The sequence below is a fragment of the Microbacterium sp. H6 genome, from assembly GCF_003314775.1.
Lineage (GTDB): Bacteria > Actinomycetota > Actinomycetes > Actinomycetales > Microbacteriaceae > Microbacterium > Microbacterium oxydans.
Genome location: NZ_QOAY01000120.1, coordinates 5,769 through 24,162, shown reverse-complemented (window position 1 = coordinate 24,162; position 18,394 = coordinate 5,769). Strand labels below are relative to the sequence as shown.

Here is an 18,394-nt window from a genome sequence, read left to right as displayed (position 1 = left end):
CCCCGAAGCGCAGGTGACGGCCACCGACCGGTCTGCCGCTGCAGTGGCATCCGCCCGCGCGACGGCGGCTGCGAACGGAGTCGCCGACAGGGTCACGGTCACCCACGACGACGCCGGCTCCGCGCGTCCCGATGCCTCCTTCGACGTGGTGCTCCTGAACCCGCCGTTCCACCTCGGCGCGAGCGTGCACACGGGAGCGGCGACGCGGCTGTTCGAGGCCGCGGCGCGTGTGCTCCGGCCCGACGGAGAACTCTTCACGGTGTACAACTCCTCCCTCGCCTATCGCCCTGAACTCACCCGGCTGGTGGGGTCGACCGAGCAGGTCGAACGCACCCCGAAATTCACCGTCACACGCAGCATCCGGAGCGCGCAGACCTCGGATTCCTGACCGCGGAACCACCGCGGGAGGGATTGTTGAATACCCGTGCAATCCCCCGGTCAGCCACCGAAACGAGGCCACCCCGCGCGACCGGGATTTGCCCCTGATCGGCCATTTCGTTACGTTGGTCTGTGGGCCTGACGGCCCGAAGACCAGTCCGCGACCACGTCCTTCTTTCGATGAGCTGTGCTGCGAAGAGGCGTGGACGTACGGTCGATGCTCTATCGCGGTGGATCCGAAATCCGCCGTCCGTGCCGCCACAGCAGACATGTCGAACGGCCTTGAGGGGATCACCCGGGCGTAACCGAAGCAGGCTCAGCCACCCGAAGGCGAGCCGCAGGGGAAACGTGTCCGAAATCGCTCTCGAAGCGCGCAATCTGTACAAGGTTTTCGGTAAGAATCCGAACGCCGCCGTCCGTCGACTGAAGGCCGGTGAGAGCCGAACCGCCGTCGCGGATGCCGGCACCGCCGCGGTCATCGACGCCAGCTTCTCCGTGAACCGCGGGGAGATCTTCGTCATCATGGGCCTGTCGGGATCCGGCAAGTCCACCATCATCCGCATGCTCAACGGGCTGCATGACGTCACCGACGGCACCGTCACCGTGAACGGCGATCCCATCACCGGCATTCCGTCGTCGCGACTTCGCGCGATCCGTCGTGACCGCATCTCGATGGTGTTCCAGCACTTCGCTTTGCTGCCGCACCGTACGGTCGCCGCGAACGTCGCGTACCCGCTGGAGCTCAAGGGCACCCCGAAGGCCGAGCGCCTGGCGAAGGCGGAGGAGATCCTCTCGCTGGTCGGGCTCGAGGGCCAGGGTGAGAAGCTCCCGTCCGAGCTCTCGGGTGGCATGCAGCAGCGCGTCGGCATCGCCCGTGCGCTCGCCGCCGACAGCGACATCCTGCTGATGGACGAGGCGTTCAGCGCCCTCGACCCTCTGATCCGGCGCGAGATGCAGGAGCAGCTGCTCGAACTGCAGCAGAAGCTCCAGAAGACCATCGTGTTCATCACGCACGACCTGAACGAGGCCATGTTCCTCGGTGACCGCATCGCCGTGATGCGGGACGGCCGCATCGTGCAGATCGGCACACCCGAAGACATCCTGATGGACCCGGCCAACGACTACGTCGAGCAGTTCGTGCAGGACGTCGACCGTGCCCGCGTGCTCACCGCGGCCAACGTGATGGAGCGCCCGCGCCCCGTCGTGCCGCACACCGCGGGACCCCGCACCGCCCTGCGTCAGATGCGCGACGCCTACATGTCGGCCACGTACGTGGTCGGCAAGGACCGGCAGCTCATCGGTGTCGTCACCGACCGTGACGCGGTGAAGCTCGTGCGCAACGGTGCGACCACGCTCGACTCGATCATCAAGCCCGTGCTGCAGAGCGTGCGCGAGGACGACGTGCTCATGAACCTGTTCGTGCCGGCCGTCGAGTCTCCCCTGCCGCTCGCGGTCACGGATGCCGAAGGCCGTCTGGTCGGGGTGATCCCGCGAGTGACGCTGCTCGCCGCCCTCGGCCCCGGGCCCGGCGCGACCGAGGAGATCACGCTTCCGCTGATGCCGATGCCGCAGGCCGAGATCGATGCGGTGCTCGATGACGGGTGGACCGCCGACCCGGGCCCCTCGACAAGCTCAGGAGCCCAGGTCGAGACGGAGGAGGTGCGCTGATGGATGGCTTCCGCATCCCCGTGGGAACCTGGATCGAGTCCGTCGTCGACTGGGTCAAGGACAACCTCGACGGTCTGCTCGACGTGATCTCGTTCGTGATGAGCTTCCTCGTCGACGGCCTCACGAGCATCCTGCTCGCCCCGAACTTCGTGGTCATCATCGTGATCGCCGCGCTCATCGCCTGGGTCGTGCGCTCGTGGCAGCTCGCGATCGGCACGGTCGTGTCGTTCGGACTGATCGTCGGGATGGACCTGTGGGTTCCCGCGATGCAGACCCTGGCGCTCGTGCTCGTCGCCGCCATCATCGCGGTGCTGATCGCCGTGCCGCTGGGCATCTGGTCGGCGCGCAACGCCACCGTCCGCGCCGTGCTCAAGCCCGTGCTCGACTTCATGCAGACCATGCCGGCCTTCGTGTACCTGATCCCGGCGATCGTGTTCTTCGGCATCGGCGTGGTGCCCGGCCTCGTGGCGACTGTGATCTTCGCCCTGCCCCCAGGTGTGCGTCTGACCGAGCTGGGCATCCGCGGTGTCGACTCCGAGACCGTCGAGGCCGGTCAGGCGTTCGGCGCGAAGCCGGGCCAGATCCTCCGCGGCATCCAGCTTCCGCTCGCGATGCCGACCATCATGGCCGGCGTCAACCAGGTCATCATGCTCGCCCTGTCGATGGCGGTCATCGCCGGAATGGCGGGGGCGGACGGCCTCGGGAAGATGGTGGTCGAGGCGATCTCGACCATCAACATCCCCAAGGGCGTCGAGGCCGGCCTCGGTGTCGTGTTGATCGCGGTCTTCCTCGACCGGGTCACCGCGGCGCTGGGAGCTCCGGGCGAGAACCGCTCGTCGCTGCTCGGCATGCTCGCACGGCGTCGCACCCCGCGCGGAAACGGTGGCGGAACAGCATCCGCTCCTACTCCTGAGGTCTCGGAGCAGCAGGACGCCGCAGCTGCGGCGGAACGCGCCGAGGTCGCGCCGCGACGCAACGCCGTCGGCGGCGGAGTGCGCTGAAAGCTCCACCCCTACGGAACAACACCCATACGGAACGCAAGAGAGAGAAATCACATGAAGAAGAAGATCCTCGCAATCACCGCACTCGGCGCCGCAGCCGCGCTCACCCTCGCGGGCTGCAGCAGCGACGGCGCCGGTGGCACGGGCGGCGGCGACGGCAGCGGCGACGACAAGGGCACCATCACGCTGGGCTTCCTGCCCTCGTGGACCGATGGGCTGAGCACCGCCTACCTGCTGCAGGACCAGCTCGAGAAGATCGGCTACACGGTCGAGATGAAGACGCTCACCGAGGCAGGCCCGCTCTACACCGGGCTCGCCCAGGGCGACGTCGACATCTATCCTTCGGCGTGGCCGGAACTCACCCACGCCTCCTACATGGAGAAGTACGGTGACGACATCGAAGACCTCGGCAAGTACTACGAGAACGCCAAGCTCACCCTCGCGGTTCCGGAGTACTCCGAGCTGAACTCGATCGAAGACCTCGTGGGCAAGGGCGGCGAGTTCGACGGCAAGATCTACGGCATCGAGCCGGGCGCGGGCCTCACCGCCCAGACGCAGAAGATGATGCCCGAGTACGGTCTCGACGGCGAGTACGAGCTCGTCACCTCGTCGACCGCGGCGATGCTCACCGAGCTGAAGACCGCGACCGACAAGCAGGAGGACATCGTCGTGACGCTGTGGCGTCCGTTCTGGGCCAACGACGCCTTCCCCGTGAAGGACCTCGAGGACCCGAAGGGTGCGATGGGCAAGGCCGAGGGCCTGCACTTCCTGGGCACCGACGGCTTCGCCGAGGAGTTCCCCGAGGCCGCCGAGCTGATCGAGAAGATCAAGCTCGACGACGAGCAGTACGGTGCGCTCGAAGACCTCGTGGTCAACGAGTACGGCGAGGGCAAGGAAGCCGACGCGGTCGACGAGTGGCTGAAGCAGTACGGTGACCAGTTCGACTGGACCGTCACCAGCTGACACCGCTCCCGCTTCACGAAGGAGGGTCTCCCGCGCCGGGAGGCCCTCCTTCGCGCTTGCGTCACCCCCCTTACGCTGGGCGACCACGAGTGCGACCATGGCCGTTCGAGGACCCGACCGGGCCCCGGAACGGAGAGGGAACGATGTGCACAGGACTGAGCTTCACCACCGTCGACCACTACTTCGGGAGAAATCTCGATCTCGAGTTCTCGTACAACGAGACGGTCACCATCACGCCGAGGAACTTCTCGTTCCCGTTCCGCCGACTCGCGTCCATGCCTACGCATCACGCGATCATCGGCATCGCGACGATCTCGGACGGGTACCCGCTGTACTACGACGCGGTCAATGAGAAGGGGCTCGGTATGGCCGGGCTCAACTTCCCCGACAACGCGTACTACCCGGCGGAGGATTCCGAGGCGACCAACGTCACCCCCTTCGAGTTCATCCCGTGGGTCTTGGGGCAGTTCGACTCCGTGGCGCAGGTGAAGGAAGCGCTGGAGACCGTGAACCTCGCCGACATCTCGTTCAGCGCGCAGTTCCCGCTGTCGCCGCTGCACTGGATCATCTCGGACGGTGCGGCCTCGATCACGGTGGAGAGCGTCCATGACGGCCTGAAGGTGTACGACAATCCCTGGGGCGTTCTCACCAACAATCCCACGTTCGACATCCAGAGCTTCCGGCTGAACGACTACATGCATCTGTCGACCCGGCAGCCGCAGAACACGTTCGCCCCTGACGTGCCTCTGGATACCTACAGCCGGGGGATGGGCGGGATGGGTCTCCCCGGGGACCTGTCGTCGTCATCACGATTCGTGAAGGCGGTGTTCACGCGGATGAACTCCGTTTCGGGGAGCTCCGAGTCGGAGTCGATCAGCCAGTTCTTCCAGATCCTCGGCTCCGTCGCCCAGCAGCGCGGATGCGTGCAAGTGGGCGACGAGGAGAAGTACGAGATCACCATCTACTCGTCATGCTGCAACGCCGACAAGGGGATCTACTACTACACGACCTATGAGAACAGCCAGATCACCGGGGTCGACATGCACCGTGAGGACCTCGATGGCTCCGAGTTGGTCGCCTACCCGCTCGTCGAAGGGCAGCAGATCGCCATGCAGAACTGACGTATGACCGGAGCCGTGTGAGGGGGCAGGGGCCGGGGGGTCAGTAACCCAGTCGTGCCCGAACGTCGTTGAGCAGCTGCGAAGAGCGCAATGCCGCATCGGGCGCGACAGCGGAGATGCCCTGGACCAGTACGTCTGAGATGAGGATCGCCGAGAGGCTCTCGGAGGTCAGTCCTGTGGGGGTGTGGGGTGCGGTCAGGATCGCGTCGACACGGGAGGAGAGCCTCTCGTGGAGCTCGTCGGTCACGAGGATGACGCCGGCGCCCATCAACTGTGCGTGGTCCAGGAGTACATCGATGTCGCGGGTGACCCGTCCAGGCGCGAAGATGACGAGGACGTCCTTCGCCTCGAGGTTCAGGACCTCGTCTGCGAGACGGAATCCGTCGGTGCTGAGCCGCCGAGTGGAGAGTCCCGTCCGTCGTAGGCGCAGTGCGAGGTTGTCAGCGGCGGTCCCGGAGGCGCCGAGGCCGTAGCAGTAGATGCTCTCGGCGCGCATGAGCAGCGTGATGGCGGCGGAATACGCAGCGTCGTCGTTCGAGCTGCGTGCGAGTTCGATGAGCGACGCCGCCTCATCCCAGGTCTCCTGCTGGATGCGGGCGAGGTCCTGGCCGATGTGCTCGATGCGGGTCTTGAGGCGCACCTCGGGCGAGACGCTGCTCGAGAACGGAGCGGCCACCTCCTGCTTCAGATGTGAGAGCCCCGAGTATCCGAGCTTCTGCAGGGTGCGCACGACGGAGGCGTTCGAGGTGCCGCTCTGGGTGCCCAGTTCGGCGGCGCTCGCATAGAGGATGTGCTCAGTTGACGTCGATGAGAGCACGCGACAGACGGCACGTTCGGATTTCGAGAGGTCGTTCCACGTCCTGGCGATGCGCGCGCGGAGGCCGGAGAGCGCAGGGTTCTCTGTATCGCTTGTTACAAACGGTTCCATTGCTGTATCATTCTGTTCGAGAGGCGCATCATCCGTAACGGATGATTCAATCATCCCGGGTGCAACCTCATTGCGCAACAGGCGCACCTGACAGGGAGGTCATATGGCGGCCATGACACCGATCCGCACCATCGAGATCAGTGGGGCGCCCCGCGAGCGCGGGCGCCGATACGGCGAGGCCGCCGCCGACCTCATCGCCGGCTCGATCGAGTACTACACGGAAGCGCTGACCCAACAGACCGGCATGAGCTGGGCCGGGATCACGGATTCCGTCTCGCGATGGGTTCCGATCAGCGAGCAGATCGCGCCGCACCTCGTCGAGGAGATGCGGGGGATCGCGGAGGGGGCGGGTGTCGCCTTCGCCGAGATCGTCACGCTGAACGTGCGCGGCGAGTTCGTCTACGACCACCAGGGACCGTCGCGAGTCACGAGGACCGCGGCCCGTGCCGCCGACGACGAGCGCGACGACGCCGTCGACGGCTGCACGTCGTTCTTCCTGACAGGTGAGGGCAGCGGCACCGGGCACACGCTCGTCGGGCAGAACTGGGACTGGCGCACGCGCACCGCGGGAACGACCCTCATCGTCCGCGTCGTGCAGGATCCGCTTCCCACGGTGATCATGCAAGTGGAAGCCGGGCAGGTGGGACGCCACGGTGCCAACTCCGCCGGTATCTCGCTGAACGCCAACGGCCTCGGGGGGAGCTTCGGGGCGGCGGTCGGCGTGCCGCAGACCCTGATCCGCCGGCTCGTGCTCGATCAGGGCGATATCGCGAGCGCGCTCAGGATGCTGGTCAAGACCCGTCCCCATATCGCGAGCAATGCGCTCCTCGCCGACCGCAGCGGATTCGGCATCGACCTCGAGACCACGCCGAGCGGCGTGGACTGGATCTATCCCGAACGCGGCGTGATCGCGCACACCAACCACTTCCAGGCTTCCGTGCCGCCGCAGCTCGCCGGGTCCTACCTTCCGGTGGCAGCGGATTCGCTGCTTCGTCTGCCGCGTGTCCAGGCCGGGCTGGCGGCGGTCGCTCGTGCGGAGAACCCCGAACACAGCTACGCGCTCGTGCGTGAGGCGATGTCGGATCACCTCGGCTTCCCCGAGGGCGTCTGCACACATCCGCATCCCGACTCCCCCTCGGTGAAGCAGTGGTCGACGCTCCTCTCGAGCTGTGTCGACCTCACCACCGGCGAATACCGCGTCGCGAACGGATTCCCCTGCGAAACCGAGTACGAGGTGCTGCCCTGGAATCTCTACGACGGCCCGCACGACGAACTCCCCTCCCCCTGACCGACAGATTGAGAACCCGAGGAGATAGCGTTCAATGAAGAAGCAGCATCACCCCATCACCGTGACGATCGGCGTGCTCGCCGCCTCGGCATTCGTGCTCGCCGGCTGCAGTTCGGGGTCGAAGGGCGAAGACGGCGACGCCGCCCTCGACGTGCCTTTCGGTGCGACGACACCCGCCGCCTCCGGCCCGCTCGAGAGCGTGACGTGGATGCTCGGCGGCGAGCCGACGACACTCGATGCCGACATCGATGCCACCACCGCCGACGACACGGTTCTCGCGAACGTCTGCGACCGGCTCATGCAGGTGCAGCCCGACCTGACCCTCGGTCCCGGGCTGGCATCGGACGCCGAGTGGACCGACGACACCCATCTCGTCTTCACCATCAGGCAGGGGGCGCTGTTCCACGACGGCAGCCCCGTGAGCACGGCGGACGTCGTGTGGAGCATGCAGCGCCACTCCGAGGACGGTGCCGCCGAATCCGACGAGTACCGGAACGTGGTCTCGATCGAGCAGACCGGCACCGACCAGATCACTGTCACGACATCGCAGCCGGATGCGATTCTGCTCCAGGCGATGGCGGGCGACGGCGGTATCGTCTGGAACCCGCGCGTCATCGAAGCCGAAGGGGAGGACTTCGGCAGCCCCGGCTCCGCCTCCGCGTGCAGCGGGCCGTACCAGGTGACGTCGTGGGACGCGGGGTCGCAGCTCACCATCACCAGGTTCCCCGAGTACTGGAACTCCGACGTCGATGCCCTCACGGACGAGGTCGTCTTCCGATGGGCCGACGAGACCGCGATAGCCAACTCGGTCACGACGGGCGAGGCCCAGGGGTCGTTCCTCGAGAACGCCGGCGCCGCGCGGAGTTTCATCGGGAGCGCGGACGTGTCCGTCTATCAAGGCCCGTCGACGAACGCGTGGGTGCTCGAGACGACCGATCGCGGCGCACTGACGGATGAGCGCATCCGGCAGGCCCTCTCGCTCGCCCTCGACCGGACCGGCGTCGCCACGGCTGCCTTCGGCGGTCTCGCCCAGCCGTGGAAGACACCCGTCGGTTCGGGAGCCTGGGGATACGAGGCCGACACCTTCGAGCAGGCCTACGACGCTCTCGAGGGCGCGCCCGCGAAGCCGAGCGAGGCCGATCTCGCGGCGGCCGAGGACCTGATCGCCGAGGCCGGCGCCCCTTCCGCCCCGATCGTCGTCGCCTCGAACGGCTCCTCGACGCACAACGTGATCGCGAATGCGCTGGTCGCCGCGGCGCAATCGATCGGGCTCGAGGCGGAGATCACCGTGATCCCGCAGGTGCAGTACGGCGACTTCTACTCCGACCCCGACCTCCGAGGCCAGGCCGATCTGTGGCCCGACGAGTACTACATCTCGAAGAACGACCCCCTCGGCTTCTACAAGAACGGCGCGTCCGATGCGAGCGTGAACTTCGGCGTCTTCTCCGACCCGGAATACGATGCGCTCGTCGACGAGGGCTACGCCGCGACGGATGACGTCGAGCGCGCCGAGATCACGACAGAGCTGCAGAAGCGCTGGGTGGAGCACGCGGTGTGGATCCCGGTCGTCGCGACGCCGTCGACGCTCATCATGTCGAAGGCGGTCACGGGTGTCCCCGCCTCTGCAGCGTTCATCTACTACCCGTGGGCCGTCGATCTCGGCAGCGCGAAGGGGTAGTCACGATGCCATTCGCGCTCCGCAAGCTCGCCGGCATGGTCTTCACGCTGGTGATCGCCTCCTTCATCATCTTCGCTGCGATGTACGCAGCGCCGGGTGACCCGGTCACGTTCCTCATCGGCAACCCCGAGAACCTGACGCCGGAGCGGATCGCGAGCGTCCGGGCCCAGTACCACCTGGACGAGCCGATGCTCGTCCAGTACTGGCACTGGGCCTCCGGAGTCCTCACCGGCGACTTCGGACAGTCGTTCCAGTACCACCAGCCCGTGAGCGCGCTCCTGGCGGCGAGGGTGCCCATCACCCTGTCGCTCGTCGCCTACGCGGCCGTCGTGCTCACGGTCGTCGGCATCGGCCTCGGCATCGTCGCGGCCGTGCGCCGAGGAAAGGCGGCCGATACCGCCATCATCGGATTCACGACTCTCGCAGCGAGCATCCCCTCCTTCGTGCTCGGAATCGCCTTCGTCGCGTTCTTTGCCGTGGAACTGCGATGGTTCCCCGTGGCAGGTGCGGGTTCCGCTGGACTCGATCGTCTGTATGCGCTCACGCTCCCGGCGCTCACCCTCGCCATCACCGCGCTCGCCATCGTGAGCCGCGTGACACGACAGTCCATGATCGAGCAGTTCTCCTCGGAACACGTCGAGGCCGCCCGAGCCTCGGGTCTCCGCGAGCGGTACATCGTGCGCGATCATGTCCTGCGCGGGGCCTGGGGCCCCATCATCACCATGGTCGCGCTCGTCATCGCGAGCATGATCGCCGGAACGGTCGCGGTCGAGACGGTGTTCGGGATCTCCGGCGTCGGCTCGCTCCTCGTCGACGCGATCAACACGCACGACTTCCCGGTGGTGCAGGCGGTGCTCCTGTTCATGGTCGTCGCCTACATGATCGTCACGACGATCGTCGATCTGCTCCTTCCCGTGCTCGACCCCCGTATCCGACGAAGGACGGTGTCCGCATGACCTCCGTGCTCCTCCCACGGGTGCGCCGCCGTCGGCGCTCCGGATCCGACGTCGGGTTCTGGATCTCCTGCGGCCTCCTCGCGCTCATCGCGGTCGCGGCAGCTTTCGCCCCGCTCCTCGCCCCCTACGAGGCCGACAGCGTCGACTTCGGAGCGATCTGGGAAGGGCCGAGCGCACAGCACCTGCTCGGCACGGACCAGCTCGGGCGCGACCTCTTCTCCCGGCTTCTCATCGGAGCGGGTGAGACACTCGTCGGACCGGTCGTGCTGCTCGCGCTCGCCACCGTGCTCGGGGTGGCGATCGGTGTCCTGGCGGCGTGGCGAGGCGGATGGATCGATACGGTCCTGGCCCGCGTGACCGACGTCATGTTCGCGTTCCCCGGACTGCTCTTCGTCGTGCTCGTCATCGCCGTGTTCGGCAAGGGACCGGCCACGGCGATCGTGGCGCTCGCGCTCGCATACGCGCCGGTCATCGCGAAGTACACGCGCAGCCTGGCTCTGAGCGAGATGACGCGGCCCTACATCGACGCGTACCGGGTTCAGGGGCTCGGCGGCCTGACGATCTGCGTGCGCGGAGTCATCCCGAATCTGCTCCCTCCGCTCGTCGGGTATCTCGTCGTCCTCTTCGGCGAAGCCCTCATGAGTCTCGCGACGCTCAGCTTTCTCGGGTTCGGGGCGCAGCCTCCGAGCTCGGAGTGGGGCCTGATGGTCCAGGAGGGGCAACCCGGAATCATCCAGGGGGAGTTCCTTCCCACGCTCGTCCCCGGTGCCGCCATCGCCATCGTCGTCATCGCGGTGAACGTCGCCGGGGTGCGCGTGGCCGACCGACTGCTTGCGAAGGGATGAATGATGCTCCTCGACATACAGGACCTTGATCTGGCGTTCGGCGAAGGCGACGACGCGGTTCGGATCCTCACCGGCGTCAGCCTCGTGGTGGACCGCGGCGAGCTCGTCGGGCTCGTCGGGGAGTCGGGCTCGGGCAAGTCGACGACGGCGCGCGCGGCCCTCGCCCTCTACGGCGATGAGGCGACGATCGCGGGGAGCATCCGCGTCGACGGGACCCAGATGGTGGCGGCCGATGAGAAGACCCGGCGGCGCGTGCGCTCCGAATCCGTCTCGCTGGTGCAGCAGGATCCGCGTTCCGCGCTCAACCCCGTGCGTCGCATCGGGGATTCACTCGCCGAACGACTCGTCCGCGTGCACGGCTGGCGACGGGGCCGCGCCGAGGCGCATATCGTCCAGCTCCTCGCCGCGGTGGGACTCACCCACCCGGAGCGGCGAATGCGACAGTACCCGCATGAGCTCTCGGGCGGCATGCTCCAGCGCGTGGTCATCGCTTCCGCATTGAGCACCGATCCCGCGCTCCTGCTCGCCGATGAGGCGACGAGTGCGCTCGACGTGACGACGCAGGCCGAGATCATCGCGATCTTCCAACGGCAGATCCGCGACCGTGGTCTCGGCATGCTCTTCATCACCCACGACCTGGCTCTGGCCGGGGCGATCTGCGATCGGATCCATGTCCTGCGCCAGGGCGAGATCGTCGAGACGCTCACGAAGCCGGGGCTCTTCGCGGACGCGGTTCATCCGTACACGCTCTCGCTGATCGCCGCGGCCCCTGTACTCGACACGAAGGAGGCGTCATGAGTCTGGTGGAGGTCTCCGAGCTGTATCGGGCCTTTCGGATGGGTCCGGGATCCGAGCGCGTCGTCGCGGTGAACAACGTGAGCTTCGCCATCGAGTCGGGTGAGGCGCTCGGCCTCGTCGGTGAGTCGGGCTCGGGCAAATCGACGATCGCTCGGATCCTCGTGGGTCTGGAACGCGCCGACGCGGGGTCCGCGGTGATCGACGGCGTCGACCGCCTCAGTCGACCGCGCGGCAGAGCCGAGCGTCTTGCGAGGGCTCGTGCGGTGCAGATGGTGTTCCAGGATCCGAACGGGTCGCTCGATCGACGGCTGACCGTGCGCGAGGCGCTGCGGCGAACCCTGAGGCTGCGGGAGCAGGGCACGGGGTCGCACCCCGACCGCACGATCGGCGAACTGCTGGATCGCGTGCGGCTCACCGAGCGGCACGCTGACGCGAAGCCCCATGAGCTGTCGGGCGGTCAGCGACAGCGCGTCGCGATCGCGCGCGCCCTGGCGGTGTCTCCCCGTCTCGTCGTGCTCGACGAGGCGGTGTCCGCACTCGATGTCTCCGTGCAGGCGCAGGTGCTCGAACTCCTCGCCGAGATCCAGCGGGAGTCGGGGGTGAGCTATCTGTTCGTCAGTCACGACCTCGCCGTCATCGGCGAGCTCTGCTCCCGCGTGCTCGTGCTGTTCCGCGGCACGGTCGTCGAACACGGAGAGACCGGCCAGGTGCTGCGAAGCCCGCAGCACCCGTACTCGCAGCTCCTCATCGCCTCGACCCCCGGTCCGGGGTGGGACCCGGAGCGGGTCGTGCAGGACCGGATGACGTTTACGCAGCGCATGGAGGTCGTCGGTCGGGGCGACCGGAAGTAGGCCGGGTCAGAGCGGGAGGACGATCGCGGCGATCAGGCCGCCGCCTTTACGGGCGCGCAGGCGCACCTCGCCGCCATGGGTCTTGGCGATGCTCTGCACGATCGCGAGTCCCAGCCCGGTGCCGTCCGGGCCGGCCGAGGTGCGACTCGCATCGCCGCGGTAGAACGGCTCGGTGAGCAGCTGCACGGTGGCAGGGGTGATCTGCGCCCCGGTGTTCTCGATCTCGATGACGGCTCGTCCGCGTTCCCGTCGGGAGCGCACCCACAGCTCACCGCCGGGCACGTTGTGGCGGATGCCGTTCTCGAGCAGGTTGCGCACGGCCCTGGCCAGCAGCACCGCATCGCCCTCGACCGTGAGGTCGCGCAGGTTCGTGTGCACCTCGATCTCCTGGGCGTCGAGGTCGTCGACCTGGTCTTCGATGAGCGTGCGCAGCTCCACCGGTTCGACCTCTTCCAGGCCGGTGCGGGCACGCGCGAGGGCGAGCAGCGCCGTGATGAGCCGCTCACTCTGCTCGGTCGCCCGCAGTGCCCGCTGCATGTTGGCCTGCAGGTCCGCCGGCACCGCTCCCTGTTCGAGGGGGATCTCCAGCGCAGTGCGCGTCGTCGTCAGCGGGGTGCGCAGTTCGTGCGAGGCGTTCGCCACGAAGCGGTCCTGGGCGGTGAACGCCGACTGCAGCCGGTCGAGCATCCCGTCGATCGTGTCGCCCAGCTCCTTGATCTCGTCGTCGGGCCCCGGCAGAGCGAGGCGTCGGCCGAGGTCGCGTTCGGAGATGTCGCGCGCGGCGGCCGTGACCTCTCCGATGCGGTCCAGCGAGCGGCGCGCGAGCCAGAACGCGATCGCGGCGGCCACCCCGGTGAAGGCCACGAGCACGACCACCGACCACAGCAGCAGCCCGTTGCCCACCTCGTCGGCGAGGAAGCTCGACTGCTGCAGCACCGCGCCTTCCACGGCGTCGAAGGTCAGGGTCTGGGACGGCACCGCGAGCTGCGCGTCGATGGATCCGACGTAGTACCCGCAGCCGGTGCTGGCCTGGCCCCAGAGGACGCTGCTGCTGTCGGGGAGCGGAGTCACCTCGCTGACGTCGGGTCCATCGGTCGCGCTCGACCCCTCGCCGACCTGCAGGACCGCCGCCATCGGGAGGCAACTGGCCTCGGTGGTGGTGATGGCCGTGGAGAACAGCTGTTGCACCACGAGGTACTGCACGGTGAGCAGGGCGGCACCGGCCGCGATGAAGACCGCGGTGATGATGATCACCAGTCGGGTGCGGAAGCTCATACGTCTCATGCGGTCGTCCCCACTCGATAGCCGTGTCCTGCCGCGGAGTGGATCACCTCGGGCGAGCCGAGTTTGCGTCGGAGCGTGTGCACCACGATCTTGACCACACCGCGTGTGCGCTCCTGTGGTTCGTCCCACACCTCGTCGAGGAGGTCGTCCGCGCTGACGTAGCCGCCCTCCGCGGCGAGAAGCGTCTCGAGCACCCCGAATTCCTTGAGCGTCAGCCGGATCGGGCTGCCGTCGCGCTCCACGATGCGTCGAGCGCTGTCGAGGCGCACTCCGGCGAACTCCTGCACGGCACTCGTGCGCGCAGATCCGCCACGACGGCCGAGCGCTCGGATGCGGGCCAGCAGCTCCACGTACGCGAACGGCTTGGCGAGGTAGTCGTCGGCGCCGAGGTCGAGGCCCTCGACACGGTCGTTCAGGGTCCCTGCGGCCGTGAGCATCAGGATGCGTGCCGGATACTCCTGCGCGACCAGAGTGCGGCACACCGCGTCGCCGCTCAGCACCGGCAGGTCGCGGTCGAGCACGATCACGTCGACGTCGTTCGAGGCCGCGGAGGTCAGGGCTGCGGCTCCGTCGCGGGCGACCTCCACCAGGTAGCCCTCGCGGCGCAGGCCGTCGGCGAGCGTGTCGGCCAGGTCGGCCTCGTCTTCCACCAGCAGCAGTCGCATGGCACCTCCGTCATCCGAGGGTGCGTGTGCCGCGGTTAGTTTCCGGTTAGGCGCCGTCATACCGACAGCAAACCACCGCCTCCGTAGAACTGACCGCACGTCGCGGATGAGCTGCGACCGCGAGAAAGGGAACCTCATGTTCGATTCGAGAGCAGTCCGATCGTGGGCGGCGATCCCCGCTGTCTTCGCACTCTTCACGCTCGCCGCGTGCAGCGCACCATCGGGAGACGACAAGGCGAAGGACGGGGCCAACGATGCGGCGGCCGCCCGGTTCGTGACCTGCCTCACCGAGGAGGGGCAGACCGCGAAGATCGTCGAGGGGGGACAGGTGGGGATGCTGATGCCCGACGGTCCCGCGAGCGGCACCTCGACGGGCGGCATGATGTCGGTCGAAGCGGGCTCGGGCGACGACGAGGACCTCGCCATGACGATGGTCTTCTCGGACGACGACGGTACGTGGCTCGCATCGACTGCGGCATCGGGCTACCCGGAGGAGGGCGGGCAGCGCGCCGCGTGGGAGACCTGTGAAGAGAAGGTCCCCGAGTTCACGCAGCCGAAGCCCGACATCTCGGACTCCGGAGCGCAGACGCAGATGATCTCGCCGGAGGAGATCATCGAGTCCGGTCTCGCCTTCGCCTCCTGCGCCAGAAAGAACGGCTTCGCCGACTTCGCCGACCCCGATGCTGACGGCATGCTCACCCTGCCGAAGGGGATCAGTGAAGACGAGGCGCGCACGCTTCTCGAAGCCTGCGCGGACACCACGGGCGACATGCCCCCGATGTTCACACAGGAGAGCATCGAAGCCGTCGACTTCGACTGGTTCGCGGTGATGAGCGAGTACTTCGAGGGCATGGTCTCCGCCGCCACCGTCCTTCCGTCGAAGGACGACGAATGAGCCGCCGGCTGACCAAGGTGCTCGTCCCGGTCGGAGTGCTGCTCGTGGCGGCCGCCGTGACCGTGGCCGTGCTGCAGCCCTGGAGCTCGGTGGCCGAGTCACCGGATGAGGAGAAGGCGCCGGTGACGGTCGACGCGGAGCTCACCACGCTCACCTCCGATCTGCGCCTCAACGGAACCCTGAGCTACGGGGCGTCGGTCGCCCTGCCGGGCCGTGCCGGCACGATCACCCGCCTGCCGGCGGCGGGGGAGCAGATCGGCGTCGGCCAGGCGATCTACGAGGTCGACGGGAAGCCGGTGATCGCGATGCGCGGCGATCGTCCGTTCTGGCGCGACCTCGGCGTCGGCGTCGAGAAGGGCCCCGACGTCCGTCAACTGGAGCAGGCGCTCGCCGATCTCGGATTCGGCAAGAACATGACGATCGACGACGAGTTCACCGCGGTCACCGAGACCAACGTCAAGGCCTGGCAGAAGTCGCTCGGGGTGCCGCAGGACGGCATCGTGAAGCTGGGTGACATCGTCGCGATCAGCGCCGCGTCCGTGCGGGTGGAGTCGGTCACGGCGAAGCTGGGAGACCCGGCGGGGTCGAGTCCGCTCAGTTACACGAGCACGACGCTGCGCGTGGTCGCCAAGCTGACGGATGCACAGGCGCGCGAGATCCTGCCCGCCACGAAGGTGACCGTGATCCTGCCGGACGGGACGGAGGCGCCGGCGACCGTGACCGCCGTCGACCCCGGCGGGCAGCCGACCGAGAAGGAGGGCGAGACCACTCCGCCCACCGCAGACGTCGAGTTCGACGACCCGGCCGTCGCCGAGGGCATCGGGCTGCGCGCGGTCAAGATCGTGTTCGCGACGTCGGAGGTGAAGGATGCTCTGGTCGTGCCGGTCACAGCCCTGGTGGCGACGACCGACGGCGGCTACGCGGTCGACGTGCTGCGCAAGGGCGGAAAGGTCGAACGCGTCGCCGTCGAGGTCGGACTGATCGCCGACACCAAGGTGCAGGTCACGGGCGGAGAACTCGCCGCCGGCGATGCCGTGGTGGTGGCGCAATGAGCCCGGACACGGTGGTCGAGCTCGTCGACGTGATCAAGGAGTACCCGGGCAACCCGCCGCTGCGCGTGCTGCATGGCATGAGCCTCGCGATCGAGAGCGGTGAGCTGGTGGCCGTGGTCGGAGCCTCGGGATCGGGCAAGAGCACGATGCTCTCGATCATGGGCACCCTCGACGACCCCACGAGCGGCACCGTGCTGATCGATGGGACCGACGCCGCGGCTCTGCCCGAACGCGAGCGTGCCGTGCTGCGCGCTCGCCGCATCGGCTTCGTGTTCCAGCAGTTCTTCCTCCTGCCCGCACTGAGCGCGCTCGACAACGTCGCGCTCGGTCTGCTCTACTCCGGCGTGCCGTCGGCGGAGCGTTCCACTCGGGCGGCCGCAGCGCTGGAGCGGGTGGGCCTCGGCGCGCGCATGAAGCACAGACCCGGTCAGCTGTCCGGCGGTGAGCAGCAGCGCGTGGCGATAGCCAGGGCGATCGTCGGCGCTCCGTCGGTGCTGTTCGCCGATGAGCCGACAGGTGCGCTCGACTCGACGACGGGCGATCGCATTCTCGAACTGCTCACCTCGATCGCCGATTCCGGCACGGCCGTCGTGATCATCACGCACGATCCGCACATCGCCGAGCGCACGCAGCGGCAGGTCGGCATCCACGATGGCCGGATCGTGAGCGACACCGGCTCGCGCGTGAAGGAAGAGGTCGCCGCATGAGACGCAGAGGGGAGCGGATGCCGCGACTCAGTGTCGCTGACAGCATCCGCACGGCACTCATCGGTCCCCGCAGTCGCAAGATGCGCACGGCGCTGTCAGCGCTCGGCGTGGCGGTGGGCATCGCGGCGCTCACCGCGATCACGGGCATCGCCGCCTCGAACCAGGCCCAGCTGCTGGCCGAACTCGACTCCCTCGGCGCGAACATGATCGTCGTGCAGCCGGGCTACGGGCCCGACAACAAGCCGGTCGAGCTGCCGGAGACGGCCGCCGGGATGATCGAGCGGGTAGACGGGGTCGAACGGATCGGGGTGCTCGAGAAGGTGCCGGACGACACGGGGGTGTACCGCAACGACCTCATGCCGAAGAGTCAGGGCAACGGACTGACCGCCTATGCGGCGAGTCCCGACTTCCTGTCGTCGGTGGAGGGATCCGTGGCGAAGGGCTCGTGGTTCGACGAGACGGATCGCTCGCTGCCGGTGACCGTGCTGGGCGCGGCGGCTGCGGCGCGCATGGGCATCACGGAGCCGGGCGTGCGGGTATGGATCGGCGAGCAGTGGTACACCGTGATCGGGATCCTCGACGCAGCGGGCCTCGCCGAATCCATCGACGCGAGTGCGTTCCTCGGCGACCGGTGGGCGGCCGAGCACGTGGCGAAGAAGAGCGACGGCAGGATCGCCGCGATCTACGTGCGCATGGCCGACGGTGCGACGGGGGAGAAGGTCCGCGATGCGATCGCCCGCGCAGCGAACCCCTCGTCCCCGTATGTGCAGGTGAACGGGCTCGGCGACCTCGCCGGTGCGCGGGACACCGCGGATGACTCGCTGTCCGGCCTCGCGGTCGGACTCGCGGCGATCGCTCTGCTGGTCGGAGGGATCGGCATCGCGAACACCATGGTGGTGGCGGTGTTGGAGCGGCGCGGCGAGATCGGTCTTCGACGTGCGCTCGGCGCGCGCTCGGGGCAGATCGCGGGTCAGTTCGTGGCGGAGGCGATCGTGCTCGGCGGGCTGGGGGGCCTCGCCGGAGCCGCGGTCGGCGCGCTCGGGGTCGTCGTCTACGCCTCGATCCAGGGGCAGGCGGTGACGATCCCTGCGGTCGTGCTGTTCGGTGGCCCGGTCGTGGCGCTGGTGGTCGGCGTGATCGCCGGGCTCTACCCCGCGATCAGCGCCGCGCGCCTGTCGCCCACGGCGGCACTCCGCACGGTCTGAGGCCCTGGGTTCGGTTTCGAATCGCGCGAATGGTCCCTTTCACGGCGCGGATAGAACCGTTCGCGCGATTCGAAGGTGCCGCCGAGCGCGGCGAAACGCCCCGGCCGGGGA

At 68.0% G+C, this 18,394-nt stretch carries 18 protein-coding genes; 15 read left to right on the top strand and 3 right to left on the bottom strand.

All coding sequences use genetic code 11. From position 1 onward, the window contains the following. The 5 genes from DSP71_RS08120 to bsh form a co-directional block, all read left to right on the top strand. On the top strand, positions 1-388 hold a 388-nt coding region (locus DSP71_RS08120), incomplete at its 5' end, for a methyltransferase (RefSeq protein ID WP_113680823.1). Between the two features lie 338 nt (positions 389-726). After that, entirely contained in the window at positions 727-2,046 is a 1,320-nt protein-coding gene (locus tag DSP71_RS08115) for a glycine betaine/L-proline ABC transporter ATP-binding protein (protein WP_113680822.1), read from the top strand. After that, entirely contained in the window at positions 2,046-3,047 is a 1,002-nt protein-coding gene (locus DSP71_RS08110) for a proline/glycine betaine ABC transporter permease (protein ID WP_058630834.1), read from the top strand. Before DSP71_RS08115 ends, DSP71_RS08110 begins: the two co-directional genes overlap by 1 nt. Positions 3,048-3,101: 54 nt before the next feature. Further along, positions 3,102-4,010 carry a glycine betaine ABC transporter substrate-binding protein gene (locus DSP71_RS08105; protein ID WP_046748102.1) on the top strand — a complete coding sequence of 303 codons (909 nt, stop codon included), beginning with the start codon at positions 3,102-3,104 and terminating at the stop codon, positions 4,008-4,010. Positions 4,011-4,153: 143 nt separating this feature from the next. Beyond that, positions 4,154-5,131: a choloylglycine hydrolase gene (bsh, locus tag DSP71_RS08100; RefSeq protein WP_113680821.1), complete on the top strand. Its 978-nt coding sequence runs from the start codon at positions 4,154-4,156 to the stop codon at positions 5,129-5,131. A gap of 40 nt (positions 5,132-5,171) precedes the next feature. Here bsh and DSP71_RS08095 read toward each other — a convergent pair whose 3' ends face one another. Then, the gene (locus DSP71_RS08095) at positions 5,172-6,059 is read right to left on the bottom strand and encodes a MurR/RpiR family transcriptional regulator (protein WP_113680820.1); all 888 of its coding nucleotides are present in this window, start codon (positions 6,057-6,059) and stop codon (positions 5,172-5,174) included. Between the two features lie 112 nt (positions 6,060-6,171). Between DSP71_RS08095 and DSP71_RS08090 the strand changes: the two genes are divergently transcribed. The 6 genes from DSP71_RS08090 to DSP71_RS08065 are packed head-to-tail and all read left to right on the top strand — an operon-like array spanning position 6,172 to position 12,475. Continuing rightward, positions 6,172-7,347, top strand: a complete 1,176-nt coding sequence (locus DSP71_RS08090; RefSeq protein WP_141368064.1) for a C45 family peptidase — start codon at positions 6,172-6,174, stop codon at positions 7,345-7,347. Positions 7,348-7,381: 34 nt separating this feature from the next. Beyond that, positions 7,382-9,025, top strand: a complete 1,644-nt coding sequence (locus DSP71_RS08085; protein WP_046748105.1) for an ABC transporter substrate-binding protein — start codon at positions 7,382-7,384, stop codon at positions 9,023-9,025. A 5-nt stretch (positions 9,026-9,030) separates the two neighbouring features. After that, a complete protein-coding gene (locus DSP71_RS08080; protein WP_029258835.1) occupies positions 9,031-9,981 on the top strand; it encodes an ABC transporter permease in 951 nt (316 codons plus the stop codon). After that, a complete protein-coding gene (locus tag DSP71_RS08075) occupies positions 9,978-10,826 on the top strand; it encodes an ABC transporter permease (protein ID WP_061017457.1) in 849 nt (282 codons plus the stop codon). Before DSP71_RS08080 ends, DSP71_RS08075 begins: the two co-directional genes overlap by 4 nt. A gap of 3 nt (positions 10,827-10,829) precedes the next feature. Then, complete coding sequence (locus tag DSP71_RS08070; protein WP_179516403.1) at positions 10,830-11,624, top strand: ABC transporter ATP-binding protein; 795 nt, start codon at positions 10,830-10,832, stop codon at positions 11,622-11,624. Continuing rightward, positions 11,621-12,475, top strand: coding sequence for an ABC transporter ATP-binding protein (locus DSP71_RS08065; RefSeq protein WP_046748107.1), 855 nt, complete (start codon positions 11,621-11,623; stop codon positions 12,473-12,475). Before DSP71_RS08070 ends, DSP71_RS08065 begins: the two co-directional genes overlap by 4 nt. A gap of 6 nt (positions 12,476-12,481) precedes the next feature. Here the strand turns inward: DSP71_RS08065 and DSP71_RS08060 are convergent, their stop codons facing one another. Then, positions 12,482-13,750, bottom strand: a complete 1,269-nt coding sequence (locus DSP71_RS08060; protein WP_181800691.1) for a HAMP domain-containing sensor histidine kinase — start codon at positions 13,748-13,750, stop codon at positions 12,482-12,484. 5 nt (positions 13,751-13,755) lie between these two features. Further along, the gene (locus DSP71_RS08055; RefSeq protein ID WP_113680817.1) at positions 13,756-14,424 is read right to left on the bottom strand and encodes a response regulator transcription factor; all 669 of its coding nucleotides are present in this window, start codon (positions 14,422-14,424) and stop codon (positions 13,756-13,758) included. A 136-nt stretch (positions 14,425-14,560) separates the two neighbouring features. Between DSP71_RS08055 and DSP71_RS08050 the strand changes: the two genes are divergently transcribed. Genes DSP71_RS08050 through DSP71_RS08035 form a run of 4 tightly spaced genes read left to right on the top strand, consistent with a single transcriptional unit; the run spans position 14,561 to position 18,283 of the window. Continuing rightward, positions 14,561-15,319 carry a hypothetical protein gene (locus DSP71_RS08050; protein ID WP_058630822.1) on the top strand — a complete coding sequence of 253 codons (759 nt, stop codon included), beginning with the start codon at positions 14,561-14,563 and terminating at the stop codon, positions 15,317-15,319. Then, positions 15,316-16,371 (top strand): peptidoglycan-binding protein, encoded by a 1,056-nt coding sequence (locus DSP71_RS08045; RefSeq protein WP_113680816.1) that lies wholly within the window; start codon positions 15,316-15,318, stop codon positions 16,369-16,371. Before DSP71_RS08050 ends, DSP71_RS08045 begins: the two co-directional genes overlap by 4 nt. Beyond that, the gene (locus DSP71_RS08040; protein ID WP_061017445.1) at positions 16,368-17,078 is read left to right on the top strand and encodes an ABC transporter ATP-binding protein; all 711 of its coding nucleotides are present in this window, start codon (positions 16,368-16,370) and stop codon (positions 17,076-17,078) included. Before DSP71_RS08045 ends, DSP71_RS08040 begins: the two co-directional genes overlap by 4 nt. Next, on the top strand, positions 17,075-18,283 hold the full coding sequence (locus DSP71_RS08035) for an ABC transporter permease (RefSeq protein ID WP_082682522.1): 1,209 nt from the start codon (positions 17,075-17,077) through the stop codon (positions 18,281-18,283). The genes DSP71_RS08040 and DSP71_RS08035 overlap by 4 nt, the downstream gene beginning before the upstream one ends. Positions 18,284-18,394: the final 111 nt, after the last annotated feature.